We start from the raw sequence: 21,377 nt of genomic DNA on the forward strand, positions 1-21,377 counted from the left end.
TGCAGTACTCGGCGGCGTACATCGCCAAGATCGAGCAGGGGAAGCGGTTCCCGCCGAGGGACCTGCTGGAGCGCTCGGAGGAGGTGTTGGGGACGACGGCTGCGCGGGTGCTCGCGGCGGCTGCGCGGAGCCTGACGCGAAAGGTTGGGCTGGCGTCGTGGTTCCGGCAGTGGGCGGGGATCGAGGAGGAGGCGATCACGCTGTGCGCGTACGAGTGCCGGGCGATCCCGGGGTTGTTGCAGCCGGAGGCGTATATCCGGGCGATCTTCGAACGACGGCTACCGCCCCTGTCCGAAGAGCAGATCGAGCACCAGGTGACCGCCCGGCTGGAGCGACAGCAACTCCTGACCGACAGGCCGAACACGGCATTCAGCTTCATCATTGAACAGGCACTGCTGGAACGGTACATGGGCGGGCCCGACGTCATTCGTCAGCTCTTGGAGTATCTGCTTGAGCAGAGCATGCGGCGTAACGTCGAGATCCAGGTCATGCCCCTGCGCCAGTACGACCACGCCGGCATCGACGGCCTGATGTACCTGGCCGAGACCCGGCAGCACGAGTGGGTGGGCTACTCCGAGGGACAGCAGTCGAGCATTCTCATCACGTCACCGAATGACGTGAGCGCCATGCTCCAGCGCTATGGCAAGCTGCGCTCGCAGGCCCTCGGCCGCGAAGCCACCGTAAGCCTGTTGGAGCAGATGCGAGGAGAACTATGAGCACGAGAGAGCCGGTTTGGCTCAGGAGCAGCTACAGCGGCAGCTCGGGCGACAACTGCGTCGAAGTGGCGGCACACCAGGCAACCGTTCTCATCCGGGACTCGAAATGTACGCAGAAGCGTCCGCTGAGCGTATCCCTGGCTGCATGGTCGGCGTTCACGACGCTTGCAGCCGGCTCAACGGTGTAAACGGGGACGCTGGGGCAGCCTCCTGACCTACTCCTCCGATACCCCCAGCTCGTCCGGCACGCCGGCCGTGCCGGACGAAACGATGACGAACCCGTGGTGACTAGTTCTTCACCAGCGTCCACCACCAGCCGATGCTGGCGATCGGCAGAGGCTGGTCCGCCTCCCGTTCCTGGAAGGGGGAAGCCGCGCTGCCGGCCGGCAGGTCGGCGGGGTTCTCCGGGTTGACGTAGCGGTTGGTGGTGAGGGACCAGTCGTAGTCGGCGCGGATCCAGGAGTCGCAGTCCGTGATCCACCGGCGGAGTTCAGGACCGGCGTCGCTCAGGATCTGGTCGCGGAGACGAAGGTAGAGGGCCATGGCGCGGGTGTGCATCATGGCGGTCTCGCTCACCGCTTCTTCGAGGGAGCATTTCCGCTCGTACGCGATCAGGTCGACGATGTTGCCGTAGCCTTCCTGGCTGCGTTGCCGCTCCTTGTGGTACGAGACCAGGTCGTTGGACCAGCCGATGATCGAGGCGAAGACCTCGACGAACCCACGGACGTCGTGGCGCTCGTAGTCGGCCGCAGGCAGGTCGTATCCGTGGATGATCTCGCTGAGCGTCGAGAAGATCTTGACTCCGGAGGAGTCGAGCCGGACCGCCAGGTGGTCGGAGAGCGTGGGGATCCGCCCCTGGGCGCTGTTGGCGGCCATCCAGATCTGGCCCTGGAGGTAGGCACGGAAGCTCGCGGCCCAGCGTGCGGTCTGCACGGGCGTGGTCAGGCCGTCGAGCCGCAGCCGCAACTCACGTAACGCGGCGCTGTAGTTGTCGTCGGCGCGTGCTGCCCAGGGGACGTCGACGACACGCTGGAGCTTGGTGATGATGAGCAGGGTCTCGTCCGGGGATGCCGCGACCGGCCCCTCGTCGCAGAACTCGTCGTCGAACGCGAAGAGCCACATCAGGAAGTCGGAGGTCCACTGCAACGCACCGAGGCGCCCTGCGGGGGCGCCACGGCTGGTTATCTCGCCCACGGAGATTCGCGTCAGCCGTTCGCGCTGCGCCCGGTCGGAGTAGAGGCCGAATCGGTCGAGCCACGCGGCTGACCGTTCGTCGATCTCACGCCAACTCGGGTGGATTCCGGAGGGAAGCGGAACCCACAGCTGAGGGATCTTCGGCGCTGGAGCTGGGGAGGTCATGTACCGCCCTTTCGCATGTACTTTTCAATGCCTCTGAGACCCGGAAGTTAGCAAGGTGTAGGGGGAACGGGTACAGCCCTTTCCAGCCTGCTTGGCTCGCGGACGACCGTGCCCCTCACCCCCGGAACGGGCACCTGGCAACGCCTTCGGCGCCTGTGAGAGGTGCGAAAGTGGTTGATCACGCACCGTTTGCGGTTGATCACCCCCGGCACACAGTTGGCCCGAAAGTGACTCTTGAAAGTTCAGGATTCACCGATTCACGGGTCGGCCACGGAGTTCTACCTCGCCGGACCGGCGCGAGGCTTGCGCATGCCCCGGCCCGCTGCGGCAACCGGCCTCGGGCGCATGCTGGCGTGAGGCCGACCAGGCGTATGAGGCCAGGAGGTTGGTTGCGCCTCCGCGTCGCTGCTGGGCCGGCGGTCTGCTTCGAGCTGCCTTGTGGGTCCGGCAGCAGGCGCATGGATCGGTGCCTACCCTCTGCCTGCGGACAGAGGTGCGTCCGGCATGGGGCATGCACCGATTCCCCTTCCGCAGGGGGCGGTCAGACGAGCGTGTCTCGTCGCGTGTCAGCGGCTGCGTGTCGGTTGACGGCCCAGACAAGGAGTGCGCAGAGGGCGAAGGCGGCGCCGAGAAAGCTGGATCCGGCCCACCCCGCGACGGAGTACACGGCGGTCGTGCCGGTTGCTCCGACGGCGGAGCCGAGGGAGTAGAAGAGCATGTAGCCGCCGATGGCGCTGCTCGTCCGGTCTGAGTACGCGGCTGTGAGCAGGTGTTGATTGTTGACGTGTACTGCCTGCACCGCGAAGTCGAGGACGACGACGCCCACGATGACCGGCCAGAGCGACCAGGACGCTTGTCCGGTCGCCAGCCATGACGCGGCCAGCAGTGCAAGCGCGCCGCCTGTGATGACGTTGGCCCGCCCGGCGTCGGCCCCCTGCCCGGCTCGGGAGGCGCCGAGCGCCCCGGCAAGCCCGGCGATTCCGAAGAGACCGATCCGGTCCGGGCTCAGATTCCATGGCTCGGCTGCGAGCGGCAGGGCCAGGCCACTCCACAGCGTGCCGAAGGAAGCGAACAGGAAGAACGCGATCAGTCCGCGCGAGACGAACAGGCGGTCACGGAACATGCGCCCCAGGGACATCAACACCGCGCCGTACGTGGTCCGGACGTCGCGCGGGTCGGGCGGCAGGAGCTTCATCACGCAGCAGGCGAGCGCGATGAGGAGCACGGCGAGCGCCACGTAGACGCTTCGCCATCCCCAGAGGGCGGCGAGGCTGCCGGCGAGGACACGCGCTCCGAGGATGCCGATGATGACGCCGGAGGTCACGGCTCCGAGTGTGCGGCCGCGTTCCGCTGCCGTGGACAGGTCGGCGGCGAAAGCGACCGTGGTCTGGACGACGACCGCCAACAGGCCGGCGAGGGCCAGCCCGGCAAGCAGCAGCCATAGCTGGGCGGCGACCGAGGTCAGAGCCGTGCCGACGGCGGCGAGGAGCAGCTGCCCGGCAATGAGCTTGCGGCGGTCGAACATGTCCCCCAGAGGGACAAGAAGGGCCAGGCCGATCAGATAGCCGAGCTGCCCCGCCGTGACGATCCATCCCAGGTCTGCTTCCGGCAGGCCCAGGTCACCGCCGATCTGGGCCAGTACGGGCTGCGCGACATAGATCGTCGCGACTGCGACCGCGCAGATCACGGCGAGCAGCGTCCTCCGGCCAGACGTGAGACTCACTGACACACCCCCATCAGTAGCAAATTGCAACCAAAATGAAGGTACGGCAGAATGGTTTCGATCCGCAACTCTTCAGGAGGAGTGATGGCTCGCACAGCGCCCCGTGCCGACGGGATGACCTGGACCGATCCCGCCTGCCCCGTCGCGCGCACGCTCGACCTGGTCGGAGACCGATGGAGTCTGCTGATCATTCGGGACGCGATGGACGGTGCGCGAGCGTTCACCGACTTCCAGCACCGCACCGGAATTGCGCGGAACATCCTCACCGACCGTCTGCGACGCTTGATCGAACGAGGAATCCTCGAGCGGCAGACCGCCCCGACAGGGCGACGGCAGAACTACGTCCTCACCGATGCGGGCCGAGACCTCTTCGCCGTCATCGTGGCGACGCGTCAGTGGGGCGAACGGCACGCCTTCGCCCCGGCTGAGACGCACTCAGTTCTTGTTGACGAGAGCGGTCTCCCGCTCCCGGAGCTGCGTCCCACCGACGCGCAGGGTAGGCCCGTGGACGTCGATACGACCTCTGTGCTGCACGAGCGCTGACCGCAACGGTAGGGCCACCTGACACTCCCAGCGGCCGGCGACATGGTCGGCCATCAGCGTCGGGGGCAATCGCGGATGGCGGGGATCGGCGTCCGCCGAGCACAGCGCCACCGGTGCGGAGCACATCGGACGGCCGCGGACCCGCGCACCACCGGCTCAACAACCTTCTGGCCCGCGATAACTAGGGGCGAGAGGGAGTGAACGTGGCTGAGACGGATGGGGCGTCAGCATGCGCCCTTGCGGCTCGTCACCGCGAAGTCGTAGCTCGGAACGGTCACGGTGCCGGGGTTGCCCGCGATCCCCGGGGGTTCGTAGTCCCCGTCCTTCGAGCGCGTACGTACGACGTGCACGCAGAAGGCTGCGTCCGCGCCTGCGGCCTGGACTGTGTAGTCGGCGCCGGAAGGCTTGTTCAAGGGAGCGGGGCCGGCATCCACGCCGCTCTGCGGAGCGCCACCACCACCGTGCTCGACGACCTCGTCCTCGATCATCGTCGCGGACTCCTCGTCGAAGCCGCTGTCGTCGCCGAAGCTGTCTCCGAAGCGCGAGGTGCCGTTCAGCTCTTCCGCGGCCTGGCTGACCGCACTGGACAGCTCGTCGTCGCTCCACTCCGCGTCGGCGACCACAGCCATGAACTGGAACGCGGAGAAGATGCCGACCCCCGCCATCCCGAAGAGGACGACGCGCGCGGCGACAAAGGCGGAATCCGGCAGCTCCGGCGCCGAAGGATTGAACGACCGGCGCCACCGCCGGACCCGGTCCGCCTTGACGCAGCCCATGGCGACGAGACCGGCAGCCAGCACCAGAAGAAGCACGACCATTACTTTCGGAGCCCCCACTCTTCTCACCGAGGTCTGTTCCCACCGGAGCGGGCGGCAACAGCGGCGTAAAGCCTGCAGTCCACCGCCCGCCCCGGTCCCGACGTAAGCCCTACCGGTCCCCGTCCATGAGCCCCGACTGCACCAGCGGGTTCCCGCGGCGGCGGGTGACGAAGACGCCGCGCCCCGGGGGCATCGGACGCGGGCGTACGTTGCCGAGGATGTCCCCCTCGATGGGGTCGCCCGAGAGCATCAGGCCCTGCGCGCCCAGTTCCAGGATGCGCTGCAGGAACGGCTCGTACAGGGCGCGGCCCGCGCCCGCCGTGCTGCGGGCGATGATGAAGCGCACGCCGACGTCACGCGAGAACGGCAGCATCTCCGTGAGCTTCGCCAGCGGGTTGCCGCTGGACGTCGAGACCAGGTCGTAGTCGTCGACGACCACGAACACGTCCGGGCCGCTCCACCAGCTGCGGTCACGCAGCTCCTGGGCCGTGACGTCCGGCGAGGGCGTACGGCGCTTCATCAGGTCGTACAGCGCGTCCATGTGGTGCTCCATGTTGTTGGACATGGGCACGTACTCGGCCAGGTGGGTCGCCGGGGTCACGTCCAGGAGCGCCCGCCGGTTGTCGATGACGAAGAACTTGGCGGCGTTCCCCTCGTACCGCTCCGTCAGCTGCTTGATGAGCAGACGCAGCAGGTTGGACTTGCCGGACTCGCTCTCGCCGAAGACCAGGAAGAACGGGTCCCGCTCGAAGTCGAGGAAGACCGGCTCCAGGTTGTTCTCGTCGATGCCGAACGCGATGCCGCGCTCCGGCCGCGCGTAGCCCGCGGGCAGGTCGTGGACCGGGAGTTCGCGGGGCAGCAGCCGGACCGCCGGGGCCGGCGCCGCGGTCCAGTGCCGGGCGACCTCCTGGTTCATCGCGGCCGTGGCCTCGGAGAGGTCGCTGTCGGAGTTGATGCCGTCGATCCGCGGCACCGCGGCCATGAAGTGCAGCTTCTCCGGGGTCAGACCCCGTCCGGGCACCCCGGGCGGCACGTTGACCGCGGCCTTGCGGTCCAGCTCCGAGTCCATGACGTCACCGAGCCGCAGCTCCAGCCGGTTCATCAGGTGGTCCTTGAGGTTGGCCCGGACCTCCATGGAGCGCGACGCCGTGACGATCAGGTGGATGCCGTAACCGAGACCACGCTGCGCGATGTCGATCGCCGCGGCTTCCAGGGCCTCGTAGTCCGTGCGGAAGTTGCCCCAGCCGTCGATGAGCAGGAAGACGTCGCCCCACGGCTGGTCGGTCACCGAGATGTCGCCGCGCGCCCGCAGCCTGCGGAACGTGGCGATCGAGTCGATGCCGGCGCTGCGGAAGTACTCCTCGCGGCGCGCCATGATCCCGTACACCTCGGAGACCGTACGGCGCACCCGCTCGGGGTCGAGCCGGGAGGCGATCCCGCCGACGTGCGGCAGGCCGGAGACCGAGGCCAAGCCACCGCCACCGAAGTCGAGCCCGTAGAACTGGACCTCCTGCGGCGTGTGCGTGAGGGCGAAGCCCGCGATCAGCGTGCGCAGCAGCGTGGACTTGCCCGACTGCGGGCCGCCCGTGATCTGCATGTGGCCCGCCGCACCGGAGAAGTCCCGGTAGAGCGTGTCGCGCCGCTGCTCGTACGGCTTGTCGACCACACCCAGCGGTACGACGAGACGCCCCGAGCCCTCGAACCCGGGCTGGGTCAGCCCACGACCCTCCACCGCGGAGAGCCCCGGAAGGAGCTCGTCCAGCGACGGCGGATTGTCCAGCGGAGGCAGCCACACCTGGTGCGCCGATGCACCCCGGCCCTCCAGCCGGCGCACGATCACGTCGAGCACCGTGTCGGCCAGCGCGTCGTCCTCGGCCTTACGGGCCTCCGGCACACCGGGCCGCTCCGTCGGCTGCACATAGCGGACGGGTACCGGAGCCGCGGTGAACACCACGGGCCTGCGGTCCACCGGCAGCGGACCGGAGGACACCACCGGCTGCGCGCCGGAGCGGTACACGCCGGAGACGTACGCCGCCTTGAAGCGCACCATCTCGTCCGTGCCGTACTTCAGATAACCCGAACCGGGCACATTGGGCAGGTGGTACGCGTCGGGCACGCCCAGCGCGGCGCGGGACTCGCCCGCGGAGAACGTACGCAGACCGATCCGGTACGACAGATAGGTCTCCAGCCCGCGCAGCCGCCCCTCCTCGAGGCGCTGCGAGGCCAGCAGCAGATGGACGCCCAGCGAACGGCCGATACGCCCGATCTGCACGAACATCTCGATGAAGTCCGGCTTGGCGGTGAGCAGCTCGCTGAACTCGTCGATGACCAGGACGAGGGAGGGGATGGGCTGCAGCGGCGCGCCGGCGGCCCGGGCCTTCTCGTAGTCGTGGATGTTGGCGTAGTTGCCCGCGTCGCGCAGCATCTCCTGGCGGCGGTTGAGCTCACCGCTGATGGAGTCGCCCATGCGGTCGACGAGCGTCAGGTCGTCCGCGAGGTTGGTGATGACGGCCGCTACGTGGGGCATCTGCGCCATGCCGGCGAAGGTGGCACCGCCCTTGAAGTCCGCGAGGACGAAGTTCAGCGTCTCCGAGGTGTGGGTGACGGCGAGGCCCAGGACGAGCGTACGGAGCAGCTCGGACTTGCCGGAACCGGTGGCGCCGACGCACAGGCCGTGCGGCCCCATGCCCTCCTGCGCCGCCTCCTTGAGGTCCAGCATCACGGGGGCGCCGTCCTCACCCACACCGATCGGGACCCGGAGCCGCTCCGCCTGCGAGCGGGGCCGCCAGGTCCGGCTGACGTCGACCGAGGCGGCGTCACCGAGGTTCAGCAGATCGGTGAACTCCAGGTTGGCGAGCAGCGGTTCGTCGTCGTCCCCGCCCGAGGCCACGTGCAGGGGGGCCAGCTGCCGTGCCAGGGCCTCCGCGGCCTCGTGGCTCAGCAGGTCGGGGAGGCCGTCGTACACGAGGCCGTTGCCCGACTCCAGCTGCAGGGAGTGCGGGTCCACCACGATGGAGAGCCCGCCGCGCGCGCCGTTGACCTGGCCGGTGACGATCTCGACGACCGACACGCCCTGGAGACCCTCCGCCGAGGCGAGCGCCGACGTCGCGGGTACGGATTCGCCGTCCAGCACGACCACGACATGCGGCTGGTCGAGGAGCGGCTGACCGCCGGGCTGGAAGCGCGGCCGGCCGTCGAGGCGGCCCGCGAGCATCTCCTCCAGCTCGGCGACGCTCGTGGTGATCAGGCGGCGGCTGCCGGCCCCGTCGGTGGAGCCCTGGACCTGGACGTGCGGGAGCCACTTCGTCCACTCCCAGCGAGGAGCGGCGTCACGGCCGGTCGCGACGGCGATGATCAGGTCCTCGGGGGAGTGCAGCGAGGCGAGCGCCCCGACCATCGCGCGGGCGGTGGCACGGGCGGACTCCGCCTCGCCGCTGATCGTCAGGTGGTAGAAGGCGCGGAGCGAGACCGCCATCGGCAGCCCGTCCAGCGTGCTGTGGGTCGTCAGGAACTGCTGCATCGCACCGGCGGTCAGCGGCTCCAGCTCGTCGACCGGAGCCGTGTCGGGGGCGACGAGCGGTGTGGCGAGCTCCTGGCTGCCCAGGCCGATGCGTACGTGCGCGAAGTCGGCGTCACCGACGCGGCGCTCCCACACGCGGCTGCCCTCGGCGACGAGCGCCCACAGTTGCTCCGGGGACGGGTGGAGGTAGAACTGCGCGTCGCGCTGCTGCCGGGCGGTCCTCAGCACGGCACGGCGGGTCTGGGTCAGATACTTCAGGTAGTCGCGTCGCATGTCCGCGAGCTGGCCCTGGGTGCCGCGCCGGAAGCGGATGATCATCGAGATGGCCATGGCGATCGTCGACGCGATCATGACCATGCCCATGATCCGCATGATCGGGTTCGGCGTCATGAAGAAGAAGACGACGGAACCACCCATGCCGAGCATCGGCAGCAGCTGCATCATCACCCCCTCCTGCTGCCCGCGGGGCAGCTCGGGCGGAGGTTGCAACTGCACCTGCTCGCCCGGAACTTCGGAGGGGAGGGCCCGCGGTGGGCGCTTGACGACAATCTGGCTCACAGCTCACCAATTCCCTTGCCGGACGGAACTGTTCCTATCGGCGCCCCCGTGGCGACGGGTTCCGTCCGCGGGAGGATCCTACTGGCGTACCCGGCCACCCGAGGGCGGTAGGGTGTCGCGACGCGTGTACGCATCCGCTAACTACCGCAAAAAAATGGGTCATTCGGGACGCAGTCGGAGCCCGTGACCCAGGGGGTGCGTTCCACGGAGATCCAGGAGAACCATGAGGGGGAGCAGCACGTGACTATGACGGCCCAAACGGCGGCTACCGGATCCGGTCGGCCGGGTCCCGGAGTTCCGGCCGGCAACGGAACCGGCTTCTGCCGGGTCACGGTCGTCGCGCCCGACAGTCGCGTCGATGTGGCGCTGCCCGAGGACATCCCCGTCGCCGATCTCTACCCGGAGATCCTCCGGCTGTCGGGGCAGAGTCCTACCCAGGGCGCCCCCGTCGGCTACCACCTGGTGCGCCGGGACGGCACGGTGCTCGACAGCGGGCGCACGCTGGCCGGCCAGCGCATCCTCGACGGTGAGCTGCTGTCCCTCCGCCCCTTCTCGGAGTCGCTGCCGCCCGCCGTCTTCGACGACGTCTCCGACGCCGTCGCCTCCGCGGTCGCCCGGGACCGCACGCTCTGGGGCGACACCCTCATGCGCTCGGCCGGCCTCTTCGGCGGGTCGGTCCTGCTGGTCCTGCTCGGCTTCGTGCTGTGGACCTCCGACGTCCGGCACGACATGCACGGGCTGCCGGGCATCCTCGCGGCCGTCGCCGCCCTGCTCCTTCTCGCGCTGGCGTGCGTACGCGCGCGCGTCTACGACGACCGCGGTTCGTCCATCGCGCTGGGGATCGGCGCACTGACCAGCGCCGCGGTCGGCGGCGCCGGGCTCCTGCCGCTCAGCACGGGACAGGGCGTCGGCAGGCTCCAGTTCCTCCTCGCCTGCGCCGCCGTCCTGGTGGTGTCGGTGATCCTCATGATCGCCGCCCCCGAGGGCGACGGGACCTTCGTCGCGTTCGTGTTCGCCTCCGCCATCGGCGTACTGGTGACCTTCATCGCGATCATGACCGGCATGGAGCCGGCCGAGACCGCGGCCGTCTGCGCGCCCCTGTCCGTGGGGCTCCTCGGCTTCCTGCCCGGACTCTCCACCCGCTTCGCCCGGCTCCCGATCGGCTTCGAGCCGCCCCGCACCACCACCGGTGACTACGGCACGTCCGACCCCGCCCCGCAGGGCCCCGTCGACGCCGACCGCATCGCCGCCCAGGCGCGGCGCGGCCACGAACTGCTCCTCGGCCTGGTCGGCGGATGCGCGCTGGTGGCCGTGGGCGCCGCCGCGGTGCTCGGCTTCTCGGACAGCGTCTGGGGCCAGCTCCTGGCGCTCGCCACCGGGGCCGCGATGCTCATGCGCGCCCACCTGTTCCGCTACACCGCCCAGGTCGGCTGCGCCCTGGGCGCAGGCCTCGCCGCACTCGTACTTCTCGGCCTCGGGCTGTCGCTCAACCCGCCGGCCGAGCTGTTCCTGGACGCGTTCAAGGGCGACACCACGGGCCTCGACATCCGTACGATCTGGCTCACCGCCGCGGTCGCCGGCGTCGCCGCGCTGATCACCGCCATCGGGCTGATCGTGCCGCGCAAGGGAGTCACCCCCTTCTGGGGACGCTTCCTGGAGGTCGCCGAAGCATGCGTACTCCTGACGCTGCTGCCGCTCTGCCTGGCGGTCTTCGACGTCTACCACTCGATCCGGGCACTCACCAGCTGACGCCCGTCAGGGGCGCTCCGAACGACTGGTACTCTGACCAGTGGCCGTTTGTGTACGCGTCCCCGGATCATCCTGGGGGCTGCGCTCATCGGACCTTCGCCTCCGAGTCATGGAAGCTCCCCTGAGATCAAGACCAGGGGCACTCGTGGGCGCATCGAACATCAAAGAGGAGTACGCGTGCCGCTCGACGCCGCTACGAAGAAGCAGATCATGTCCGAGTTCGCCCAGAAGGAGGGTGACACCGGATCCCCCGAGGTCCAGGTCGCCATGCTCTCCCGCCGGATCTCGGACCTGACGGAGCACCTCAAGACGCACAAGCACGACCACCACTCCCGTCGTGGTCTGCTGATCCTGGTCGGCCAGCGTCGCCGCCTCCTGCAGTACCTGGCCAAGAAGGACATCCAGCGCTTCCGTGCGCTCGTCGACCGCCTCGGCATCCGCCGTGGCGCGGCCGGCGGCGCCAAGTAAAGACGCTGTCGAAGGGAGCGGTACCCACTTCCAGGGGACCGCTCCCTTTGCCGTACGTGCGGTACCGGGCCCAAGCTCAGTAACCTGGACGTACAACACCAGACGAGGAGAGGCGCCCCACGGCCGCCGCCGGTCCTCGGTAGTGGCCCCCGGGACAACGCCCGGGAGCTTCGATCGAAGACCGGCCCCGCACACACGGTGCGCTTCTCCGCACCGTCCTGCGCCACACGGGCGCCAGGACGAAAGACGACGAGTATGGAGAAATCACTAGTGGAGAACGAGACCCACTACGCCGAGGCCGTTATCGACAACGGAACCTTCGGCACCCGCACCATCCGCTTCGAGACGGGCCGCCTGGCCAAGCAGGCCGCCGGCTCCGCCGTCGCGTACCTGGACGACGACACCATGGTGCTGTCGGCCACCACCGCTTCCAAGCGGCCCAAGGACAACCTCGACTTCTTCCCCCTCACGGTGGACGTCGAGGAGCGGCAGTACGCCGCCGGCAAGATCCCCGGCTCCTTCTTCCGCCGGGAGGGCCGCCCCTCCGAGGACGCGATCCTCACCTGCCGCCTGATCGACCGCCCGCTGCGCCCCTCCTTCAAGAAGGGCCTGCGCAACGAGATCCAGATCGTCGAGACGATCATGGCGCTCAACCCCGACCACCTGTACGACGTGGTCGCGATCAACGCCGCCTCCGCCTCCACGATCCTGGCGGGCCTGCCCTTCTCCGGCCCGATCGGCGCCACCCGCGTCGCCCTGATCAAGGGCCAGTGGGTCGCCTTCCCGACGCACACCGAGCTCGAGGACGCCGTCTTCGACATGGTCGTCGCCGGTCGCGTCCTGGAGGACGGCGACGTCGCGATCATGATGGTCGAGGCCGAGGCCACCGAGAAGACCATCCAGCTCGTCAAGGACGGCGCCGAGGCCCCGACCGAAGAGGTCGTCGCCGCCGGTCTGGAAGCCTCGAAGCCCTTCATCAAGGCGCTCTGCAAGGCCCAGTCCGACCTCGCCGCCAAGGCCGCCAAGCCCACCGGCGAGTTCCCGGTCTTCCTCGACTACCAGGACGACGTCCTGGAGGCGCTCTCCAAGGCCGTCAGCACCGAGCTCGCCAAGGCGCTCACCATCGCCGGCAAGCAGGAGCGCGAGGCGGAGCTCGACCGCATCAAGGACATCGCAGGCGAGAAGCTCCTCCCGGCCTTCGAGGGCCGCGAGAAGGAGATCTCCGGTGCCTACCGCGCGCTGACCAAGAAGCTGGTCCGCGAGCGCGTCATCAAGGACAAGGTCCGCATCGACGGCCGCGGCGTCACGGACATCCGTACGCTCGCCGCCGAGGTCGAGGCCATCCCGCGCGTGCACGGCTCGGCGCTGTTCGAGCGTGGCGAGACCCAGATCCTGGGCGTCACCACCCTCAACATGCTCCGCATGGAGCAGCAGCTGGACACCCTCTCCCCGGTGACCCGCAAGCGCTACATGCACAACTACAACTTCCCGCCGTACTCCGTCGGTGAGACCGGCCGCGTGGGCTCTCCCAAGCGCCGCGAGATCGGCCACGGCGCGCTCGCCGAGCGCGCCATCGTGCCGGTGCTGCCGTCGCGCGAGGAGTTCCCCTACGCGATCCGCCAGGTCTCCGAGGCGCTGGGCTCCAACGGCTCGACGTCCATGGGCTCGGTCTGCGCCTCCACCATGTCGCTGCTGAACGCCGGTGTGCCCCTCAAGGCCGCCGTCGCCGGTATCGCCATGGGCCTGATCTCGCAGGAGATCGACGGCAAGACCCACTACGTCGCCCTCACCGACATCCTCGGTGCGGAGGACGCCTTCGGCGACATGGACTTCAAGGTCGCCGGCACGAAGCAGTTCGTGACCGCGCTCCAGCTCGACACCAAGCTCGACGGCATCCCCGCCTCGGTCCTGGCCGCCGCGCTGAAGCAGGCCCGTGACGCCCGCCTCCACATCCTCGATGTGATGAACGAGGCCATCGACGTCCCGGACGAGATGTCCCCCAACGCCCCGCGGATCATCACCGTCAAGATCCCGGTGGACAAGATCGGTGAGGTCATCGGCCCCAAGGGCAAGATGATCAACCAGATCCAGGAGGACACCGGCGCCGACATCACGATCGAGGACGACGGCACCATCTACATCGGTGCCCAGCAGGGCTCGCAGGCCGAGGCCGCCCGCGCCACGATCAACGCCATCGCCAACCCGACCATGCCGGAGGTCGGCGAGCGCTACCTGGGTACGGTCGTCAAGACCACCACCTTCGGTGCGTTCGTCTCCCTCATGCCCGGTAAGGACGGTCTGCTGCACATCTCGCAGATCCGCAAGCTCGCCGGTGGCAAGCGTGTGGAGAACGTCGAGGACGTGCTCGGCGTCGGCGCCAAGGTCCAGGTCGAGATCGCGGAGATCGACTCCCGCGGCAAGCTCTCGCTCATCCCCGTCATCGAGGGTGAAGAGGACGAGAAGAAGGACGACACCGACAAGTGACGTCCCGTAGTTCCGTGACGACGGCCCGCCCCTCCTCGGAGGGGCGGGCCGTCGCCCGTACCCAAACGCTTCTCAAGGGCAGCAACGGCATCGGCACGGTCCGCCGCACGGTCCTCCCCGGCGGCCTGCGCGTGGTCACCGAGACCCTGCCCTCCGTACGCTCCGCCACCTTCGGGATCTGGGCCAACGTCGGATCACGCGACGAGACGCCCACCCTGAACGGCGCGACCCACTACCTCGAACACCTCCTCTTCAAGGGCACCGCCAAGCGCAGCGCCCTCGACATCTCGTCCGCGATCGACGCGGTCGGCGGCGAGATGAACGCCTTCACGGCGAAGGAGTACACCTGCTACTACGCGCGGGTCCTGGACACCGATCTCCCGCTGGCGATCGACGTCGTCTGCGACATGCTGACCGGCTCCCTGATCGCCCCCGAGGACGTCGACGCCGAGCGCGGCGTCATCCTCGAGGAGATCGCGATGACCGAGGACGACCCGGGCGACTGCGTGCACGACCTGTTCGCGCACACCATGCTCGGCGACACCCCCCTCGGCCGCCCGGTCCTCGGCACCGTCGACACGATCAACGCCCTGAACCGCGGCCAGATCGCCCGCTTCTACAAGAAGCACTACGACCCCACGCACCTGGTCGTCGCCGCCGCCGGCAACGTCGACCACGCCACGGTCGTACGCCAGGTCCGCAAGGCCTTCGAGCGGGCCGGCGCACTGGGCCGCACCGACGCCGTCCCCACGGCGCCCCGCGAGGGCTCCCGCACCCTGCGCCCCACGGGCCGCGTCGAACTGCTGAACCGCAAGACCGAGCAGGCCCACGTCGTCCTCGGCATGCCCGGGCTGGCGAGGACCGACGAGCGCCGCTGGGCACTCGGCGTCCTGAACACCGCGCTCGGCGGCGGCATGAGCTCCCGCCTCTTCCAGGAGGTACGGGAGAAGCGCGGCCTCGCCTACAGCGTGTACTCGTACACCTCGGGCTTCGCGGACTGCGGGCTCTTCGGTGTGTACGCGGGCTGCCGCCCCAGCCAGGTGCACGACGTGCTGAAGATCTGCCGCGACGAGCTCGACCGCGCGGCGACGGACGGCCTCGGCGACGAGGAGATCAGCCGTGCCGTCGGCCAGCTCGCCGGTTCGACCGTCCTCGGCCTGGAGGACACGGGCGCGCTCATGAACCGCATCGGCAAGAGCGAGCTCTGCTGGGGCGAACAGATGTCCGTGGATGACATGCTGGCCAAGATCGCGGCGGTCACCCCCGACGAGGTCAGGGCCGTCGCGGCCGATGTCCTCGGACAGCGGCCCTCGCTCTCGGTCATCGGCCCGCTGAAGGACAAGCAGGCGGACCGCCTCCAGGAAGCGGTCTCCTAACCACCCGTAAGGAAAAGAGCACATGAGCAAGTTGCGCGTGGCCGTTCTCGGCGCCAAGGGACGCATCGGGTCCGAGGCGGTACGAGCGGTGGAGGCCGCCGACGACATGGAGCTGGTGGCCGCGCTCGGCCGCGGCGACTCCCTGGAGGCCCTCACGGAGAGCGGCGCCCAGGCGGTCGTCGAGCTCACCACGCCCGCGTCGGTGATGGAGAACCTCGACTTCTGCGTCCGCCACGGGATCCACGCCGTCGTCGGCACCACCGGCTGGACCGACGAACGGCTCGCGCAGCTGAACACGTGGCTCTCCGCGTCCCCGGAGACCGGTGTGCTCATCGCGCCGAACTTCTCCATCGGCGCCGTCCTCACGATGAAGTTCGCGGAGCAGGCCGCCCGCTACTTCGAGTCCGTCGAGGTCATCGAGCTCCACCACCCGAACAAGGCGGACGCCCCTTCCGGCACGGCCACCCGCACCGCCCAGCTCATCGCCGCGGCCCGGGAGAAGGCCGGCTGCGCACCGCAGCCGGACGCCACCGCCACCGCCCTGGACGGAGCACGCGGCGCGGACGTCGACGGCGTCCCGGTCCACTCGGTACGGCTGCGCGGCCTGCTCGCCCACCAGGAGGTCCTGCTGGGCGGCGAGGGCGAGACCCTCACCCTGCGCCATGACTCGCTGCACCACAGCAGCTTCATGCCGGGCATCCTGCTCGGCACCCGCCGCGTGGTGACCACTCCCGGCCTCACCTTCGGCCTGGAACACTTCCTCGACCTGAACTGACTGGGCCCAACCCCATGCGCGCAAAGCTCACCTACGCCGTCACCGCTGCCGTCCTAATCTTCTACTTCGTCCTGGCCGGCAGCCGGGGCGTCCTGCTCATCCGGCACGGCACCCTGCTCACGGTCACCTTCGGCGTGGCCGTGCTGATCCTGCCGCTGATCGGCGTCTGGTTCCTCTGGAAGAACACCCAGTTCGTCCGCAGGGCCAACGCCCTGGCCGCCGAGCTGGACGCGGAGGGCGGGCTCCCCGTCGACGAGCTGGTGCGCACCCCGTCCGGGCGCATCGACCGCGACTCCGCCGACGCCGTCTTCGTACGGCGCCGCGAGGAGACCGAGGACAGCCCGGACGACTGGCGCTGCTGGTTCCGGCTGGCGGTCGCCTACCAGGACGCCAGGGACACCCCGCGCGCCCGTAAGGCGATGCAGCGCGCCATCGCCCTCCACATGGGCAAGCCGGTACGCGCCTGAGCGGCGCCGTACCGGCTTGCGGGTGTCTCTGCGGCCCCTGGAGAGGGCCTGAGGGTCTTGGGGGGTCAGCCCGTGCGGTATTCGTCGCCCCAGGCCTCGACGGAGTCCGTGGCCCGCTCGAACGCCTCGGCGCGGGCCAGGAAGTCCGCGTTGTGGTCGGTGACCAGCGGCGCCAGCGGCTCGCCGCCCTTGCGCACCACGATCAGGGCCTGGCCCTGGACGGTGCGCGGGAATCCGAGCCACTTCACCGGCTGCTGCACCGTGCGGACCGCCGCGGCGTCCGCCCACCGCACGGTGGTCGTACGGAGGAAGCCCACCCGGCGTACGCCGTGCCGGCTCACCCAGGCGCCGACCCGCAGCAGCCGCAGCGCGCAGGCGATCACGACGCCCGCGACCACGAAGCACACGGTGGCGCCGGACAGCGACCCGGCGAACGTGATGATCATCGCGGCGAGCAGCACGAAGGACGCGAGCAGCAGCAGGGTGGCTGCCGCCGCGACCCGCCACGGGCCGGGGCGGTAGGGCCGCCGCCAGCTGTCATGGTCGTCGAACGGCAGCGCGATGTCCTCCGCGTCCGCGTCGAATGCGCGGTCGGCCGTCAGAAAGGGCAGGGGCACGACTGATCCTCACTCACAAGCACGCTCGATTGCTGTGCCCGGTGAGGCTACCGAGCAGCCCCCCGGCCGACCACCCCAGGGGGCCCGTACGGGTCAGCGGTGCTGGGAGGCCTCGGACGTCTGCCCGTGCGACGGCGTCCGGTCGGTGTCGAGGGCGGGCAGACCGAAGAGCAGCGAACCGGCGAAGCCGGCGATCAGCGTCAGCCCTACGAGGGAATGGGCGGCCAGCTGGGAGCGCGTGGCGCGCCGACGGGGAGGCGGAGTGACATTACTGCGGAATCGGTCGGCCTCGGCAACGAACGAGAACGGGACGGATTCACGCCGGCGGAACATGAGGAAGCTCTCCTTGAACTCTGTGACGGGTGCTGCTAATGAGTCAGACGTACGAGAGGCCCGATCGGTGCCCCGAATCGCCGTGCTTGTTGAGGAAACTCCACGAACGGCTGCCCGAGACCGCCAGGTGCATGCCCCGCCGGCCCGGCCCGTAAAGTGGTCGCCGCCCAGCGCCACCTCTGGAAGGACCCCTGTCGGTGACCGACACCCCCCAACCCGCAAAGCCCCACTTCCGCAGTGACGTCACCGTCGAACTGGTGAAGAGCGACGCGCGCGACGCGGACGTGCTCTTCGCCGCGCGTGTCTCCACCGCGGGCGAGCAGTCCCTGGAAGAGGTCACGAAGGACCCCGAGCGCTCCAAGGGGCTCATCAACTTCCTGATGCGGGACCGGCACGGCAGCCCGTTCGAGCACAACTCGATGACCTTCTTCATCAGCGCCCCGATCTTCGTCTTCCGCGAGTTCATGCGGCACCGTGTGGGCTGGTCGTACAACGAGGAATCGGGCCGCTACAGGGAGCTCGAGCCGGTCTTCTACGTCCCCGGCCAGTCCCGCAAGCTCATCCAGCAGGGCCGTCCCGGCAAGTACGAGTTCGTCGAGGGCACCGAGGAGCAGTACGACCTCACGACCCGCGCGATGGAGGAGTCCTACCGGGCCTCCTACGAGGCCTACCAGGAGATGCTCGCCGCCGGTGTGGCCCGCGAGGTCGCCCGCGCCGTCCTGCCCGTCGGGCTGTTCTCCTCGATGTACGCCACCTGCAACGCCCGCTCGCTGATGCACTTCCTCGGCCTGCGTACGCAGCACGAGCTCGCCAAGGTGCCGTCGTTCCCGCAGCGCGAGATCGAAATGGTCGGCGAACAGATGGAACAGCACTGGCAGAGCCTCATGCCGCTCACTCATGCCGCCTTCAACAAAAACGGACGTGTAGCTCCGTAGGCGGTGTCCGTATTGCGACGTTTAGTGAAGTTCATCTAGGCTGATCAAACGGACCCGGCACTGCTTGAACCCCCGAGCAGGCAGTGCCGGGCTCCTCTTCCTCGTCCCCCCGAGGGGGCACGGCGCTCCGAGCAACGAGTAGCGTGTTACCCATGGCTCCGATCTCCACTCCGCAGACCCCCTTCGGGAGGGTCCTCACCGCTATGGTCACGCCGTTCACGGCGGACGGCGCACTCGACCTCGACGGTGCCCAGCGGCTCGCCACCCATCTGGTGGACGCAGGCAATGACGGCCTGATCATCAACGGCACCACGGGCGAGTCCCCGACCACCAGCAACGCGGAGAAAGACCAGCTCGTACGGGCTGTGCTGGAGGCCGTAGGAGACCGGGCCCACGTCGTCGCAGGCGTCGGGACCAACGACACACGGCACAGCATCGAGCTGGCCCGTACCGCCCAGCGCACCGGCGCACACGGCCTCCTCGCGGTCACGCCGTACTACAACAAGCCGCCGCAGGAGGGCCTCCTCCGGCACTTCAACGCCATCGCGGACTCCACGGACCTCCCGGTCATGCTGTACGACATTCCGGGCCGCAGCGGTGTGCCGATCGACACAGAGACGCTCGTACGACTCGCCGAGCACCCCCGGATCGTCGCCAACAAGGACGCCAAGGGAGATCTGGGCCGCTCCAGCTGGGCCATCGCCCAGTCCGGCCTCGCCTGGTACTCCGGCGACGACATGCTCAATCTCCCGCTGCTCTCGGTCGGCGCCGTCGGTTTCGTCTCCGTCGTCGGCCATGTCGTCACCCCGGAGCTGCGCGCGCTCATCGAGGCCCACCTCGGCGGCGACGTACAGAAGGCCACGGAGATCCACCAGAAGCTGCTCCCGGTCTTCACCGGGATGTTCCGCACCCAGGGTGTGATCACCACCAAGGCCGCGCTCACCCTGCAGGGCCTGCCCGCCGGCCCGCTGCGCCTCCCTCTGGTGGAACTCACCGCCCAGGAGACGGCCCAGCTCAAGATCGATCTGGCTGCCGGTGGGGTACAGCTCTAACCACGGACTTCACAACTGAATACGCGAGGACACTCGCGGCGGAAACACCACCTGACAACAGCAAGTGCACGAATGACATGCGCGCCACGTGCCCTCAGCGGTACGTGGCGCGCGTGGTAAGGAGAGTCTTTTGAGTCATCCGCATCCTGAACTCGGTACGCCGCCGAAGCTCCCCAAGAACGGTCTGCGGGTCACCCCGCTGGGCGGCCTGGGCGAGATCGGCCGCAACATGACGGTCTTCGAGTACGGCGGCCGCCTGCTCATCGTCGACTGCGGTGTGCTCTTCCCGGAGGAGGAGCAGCCCGGCATCGACCTGATCCTTCCGGACTTCACCACCATCCGGGACCGCCTGGACGACGTCGAGGGCATCGTCCTCACGCACGGCCACGAGGACCACATCGGCGGTGTCCCGTATCTGCTCCGGCTGAAGCCCGACATCCCGCTGATCGGCTCCAAGCTGACCCTCGCGCTCATCGAGGCGAAGCTCCAGGAGCACCGGATCCGTCCGTACACCCTCGAGGTGGAGGAAGGGCAGCGCGAGCGCATCGGCGTGTTCGACTGCGAGTTCATCGCGGTCAACCACTCCATCCCGGACGCTCTCGCGGTCGCCATCCGCACCCCCGCGGGCATGGCCGTCGCGACCGGTGACTTCAAGATGGACCAGCTCCCGCTGGACGGCCGTCTCACCGACCTGCACGCCTTCGCCAGGCTGAGCGAGGAAGGCATCGACCTTCTCCTCTCCGACTCGACGAACGCCGAGGTCCCCGGATTCGTTCCGCCGGAGCGGGACATCTCCAACGTCCTGCGCACGGTGTTCGCCAACGCCCAGAAGCGCATCATCGTGGCCAGCTTCGCCAGCCACGTGCACCGCATCCAGCAGATCCTGGACGCCGCCCACGAGTACGGCCGCAGGGTCGCCTTCGTCGGCCGTTCCATGGTCCGCAACATGGGGATCGCCCGTGACCTGGGCTATCTGAAGGTGCCGGCCGGCCTGGTCGTCGACGTCAAGACCCTCGACGACCTGCCCGACGACGAGGTCGTGCTGGTCTGCACGGGCTCCCAGGGCGAGCCGATGGCCGCCCTCTCCCGTATGGCCAACCGCGACCACCAGATCCGGATCGTTCCGGGCGACACGGTGATCCTGGCGTCGTCGCTGATCCCGGGCAACGAGAACGCGGTCTACCGCGTGATCAACGGCCTGACCCGCTGGGGCGCGCACGTCGTCCACAAGGGCAACGCCAAGGTCCACGTCTCGGGCCACGCCTCGGCCGGCGAGCTGCTGTACTTCTACAACATCTGCAAGCCGAAGAACCTGATGCCGGTGCACGGCGAATGGCGCCACCTCAGGGCCAACGCCGAACTCGGTGCGCTGACCGGCGTGCCGAAGGACCACATCGTCATCGCCGAGGATGGCGTGGTCGTCGACCTCGTCGACGGCAAGGCGAAGATCGTCGGCAAGGTCCAGGCCGGCTACGTGTACGTCGACGGCCTCTCGGTCGGCGACGTCACCGAGACCTCCCTGAAGGACCGCCGGATCCTCGGCGACGAGGGCATCATCTCGGTCTTCATCGTGGTCGACAGTTCGTCCGGCAAGATCGTGGGCGGTCCTCACATCCAGGCCCGTGGTTCGGGCATCGACGACGGTGCGTTCACCGCGGTGGTGCCCAAGGTCGAGGACGCACTCAACAAGTCGGCACAGGACGGCGTGATGGAGCCGCACCAGCTCCAGCAGCTGGTCCGGCGCACGGTGGGCAAGTGGGTGTCGGACACCTACCGCCGGCGCCCGATGATCCTTCCGGTCGTCGTCGAGGTCTGACGCACAGGCCGGCCCGACGGTCGGCCGCAGGCCGCCGACAGGCCGCCAACCAGGAGCGGGGCGCCCCG

At 69.0% G+C, this 21,377-nt stretch carries 18 protein-coding genes; 12 read left to right on the forward strand and 6 right to left on the reverse strand.

What is annotated here, in order from left to right; genetic code table 11:
• Together JKV81_RS19370 and JKV81_RS19375 are read left to right on the forward strand one after the other, a co-directional pair.
• Positions 1-716, forward strand: a 716-nt coding sequence (locus JKV81_RS19370) for a DUF5753 domain-containing protein (RefSeq protein ID WP_202076936.1), incomplete at its 5' end; no start/stop codon positions are given.
• Entirely contained in the window at positions 713-904 is a 192-nt protein-coding gene (locus tag JKV81_RS19375; protein ID WP_129265784.1) for a DUF397 domain-containing protein, read from the forward strand. The genes JKV81_RS19370 and JKV81_RS19375, both read left to right, overlap by 4 nt.
• Before the next feature lie 100 nt (positions 905-1,004).
• On the opposite strand, the gene JKV81_RS19380 is transcribed toward JKV81_RS19375, so the two are convergent.
• The gene (locus JKV81_RS19380) at positions 1,005-2,075 is read right to left on the reverse strand and encodes a (+)-(1(10)E,4E,6S,7R)-germacradien-6-ol synthase (protein ID WP_129265786.1); all 1,071 of its coding nucleotides are present in this window, start codon (positions 2,073-2,075) and stop codon (positions 1,005-1,007) included.
• A gap of 541 nt (positions 2,076-2,616) precedes the next feature.
• Complete coding sequence (locus JKV81_RS19385; RefSeq protein WP_129265788.1) at positions 2,617-3,798, reverse strand: MFS transporter; 1,182 nt, start codon at positions 3,796-3,798, stop codon at positions 2,617-2,619.
• A gap of 84 nt (positions 3,799-3,882) precedes the next feature.
• Between JKV81_RS19385 and JKV81_RS19390 the strand changes: the two genes are divergently transcribed.
• Positions 3,883-4,341, forward strand: coding sequence for a winged helix-turn-helix transcriptional regulator (locus JKV81_RS19390; RefSeq protein ID WP_129265790.1), 459 nt, complete (start codon positions 3,883-3,885; stop codon positions 4,339-4,341).
• A gap of 224 nt (positions 4,342-4,565) precedes the next feature.
• Here JKV81_RS19390 and JKV81_RS19395 read toward each other — a convergent pair whose 3' ends face one another.
• Both JKV81_RS19395 and eccCa read right to left on the reverse strand, forming a co-directional pair.
• A complete protein-coding gene (locus JKV81_RS19395; protein WP_129265792.1) occupies positions 4,566-5,159 on the reverse strand; it encodes a hypothetical protein in 594 nt (197 codons plus the stop codon).
• 109 nt (positions 5,160-5,268) lie between these two features.
• Positions 5,269-9,237, reverse strand: a complete 3,969-nt coding sequence (gene eccCa, locus JKV81_RS19400) for a type VII secretion protein EccCa (RefSeq protein ID WP_202076938.1) — start codon at positions 9,235-9,237, stop codon at positions 5,269-5,271.
• Between the two features lie 246 nt (positions 9,238-9,483).
• Here eccCa and eccD point away from each other — a divergent pair, with 246 nt between their 5' ends.
• The 6 genes from eccD (at position 9,484) to JKV81_RS19430 (ending at position 16,556) form a co-directional block, all read left to right on the forward strand.
• On the forward strand, positions 9,484-10,986 hold the full coding sequence (gene eccD, locus JKV81_RS19405; RefSeq protein WP_124276035.1) for a type VII secretion integral membrane protein EccD: 1,503 nt from the start codon (positions 9,484-9,486) through the stop codon (positions 10,984-10,986).
• A 177-nt stretch (positions 10,987-11,163) separates the two neighbouring features.
• Complete coding sequence (gene rpsO, locus JKV81_RS19410; RefSeq protein ID WP_003965855.1) at positions 11,164-11,454, forward strand: 30S ribosomal protein S15; 291 nt, start codon at positions 11,164-11,166, stop codon at positions 11,452-11,454.
• A 270-nt stretch (positions 11,455-11,724) separates the two neighbouring features.
• The gene (locus JKV81_RS19415) at positions 11,725-13,938 is read left to right on the forward strand and encodes a polyribonucleotide nucleotidyltransferase (protein WP_129267145.1); all 2,214 of its coding nucleotides are present in this window, start codon (positions 11,725-11,727) and stop codon (positions 13,936-13,938) included.
• Positions 13,935-15,314: a M16 family metallopeptidase gene (locus JKV81_RS19420; RefSeq protein WP_202076940.1), complete on the forward strand. Its 1,380-nt coding sequence runs from the start codon at positions 13,935-13,937 to the stop codon at positions 15,312-15,314. Before JKV81_RS19415 ends, JKV81_RS19420 begins: the two co-directional genes overlap by 4 nt.
• Positions 15,315-15,336: 22 nt before the next feature.
• Positions 15,337-16,089 (forward strand): 4-hydroxy-tetrahydrodipicolinate reductase, encoded by a 753-nt coding sequence (gene dapB, locus JKV81_RS19425; RefSeq protein WP_129265797.1) that lies wholly within the window; start codon positions 15,337-15,339, stop codon positions 16,087-16,089.
• Positions 16,090-16,103: 14 nt separating this feature from the next.
• Entirely contained in the window at positions 16,104-16,556 is a 453-nt protein-coding gene (locus JKV81_RS19430) for a tetratricopeptide repeat protein (RefSeq protein WP_202076942.1), read from the forward strand.
• Between the two features lie 65 nt (positions 16,557-16,621).
• Here the strand turns inward: JKV81_RS19430 and JKV81_RS19435 are convergent, their stop codons facing one another.
• Together JKV81_RS19435 and JKV81_RS19440 are read right to left on the reverse strand one after the other, a co-directional pair.
• On the reverse strand, positions 16,622-17,173 hold the full coding sequence (locus JKV81_RS19435) for an SCO5741 family PH domain-containing membrane protein (RefSeq protein WP_124274988.1): 552 nt from the start codon (positions 17,171-17,173) through the stop codon (positions 16,622-16,624).
• Between the two features lie 93 nt (positions 17,174-17,266).
• Positions 17,267-17,506 carry a hypothetical protein gene (locus tag JKV81_RS19440; protein WP_099177849.1) on the reverse strand — a complete coding sequence of 80 codons (240 nt, stop codon included), beginning with the start codon at positions 17,504-17,506 and terminating at the stop codon, positions 17,267-17,269.
• A 197-nt stretch (positions 17,507-17,703) separates the two neighbouring features.
• Here JKV81_RS19440 and thyX point away from each other — a divergent pair, with 197 nt between their 5' ends.
• The 3 genes from thyX (at position 17,704) to JKV81_RS19455 (ending at position 21,309) form a co-directional block, all read left to right on the forward strand.
• The gene (gene thyX, locus JKV81_RS19445) at positions 17,704-18,441 is read left to right on the forward strand and encodes an FAD-dependent thymidylate synthase (RefSeq protein WP_099177850.1); all 738 of its coding nucleotides are present in this window, start codon (positions 17,704-17,706) and stop codon (positions 18,439-18,441) included.
• 152 nt (positions 18,442-18,593) lie between these two features.
• Positions 18,594-19,493: a 4-hydroxy-tetrahydrodipicolinate synthase gene (gene dapA, locus JKV81_RS19450; RefSeq protein WP_202076944.1), complete on the forward strand. Its 900-nt coding sequence runs from the start codon at positions 18,594-18,596 to the stop codon at positions 19,491-19,493.
• Between the two features lie 130 nt (positions 19,494-19,623).
• Entirely contained in the window at positions 19,624-21,309 is a 1,686-nt protein-coding gene (locus JKV81_RS19455; RefSeq protein WP_099177852.1) for a ribonuclease J, read from the forward strand.
• Positions 21,310-21,377 lie beyond the last annotated feature (68 nt).

The organism is Streptomyces silvae, assembly GCF_016745505.1.
Lineage (GTDB): Bacteria > Actinomycetota > Actinomycetes > Streptomycetales > Streptomycetaceae > Streptomyces > Streptomyces silvae.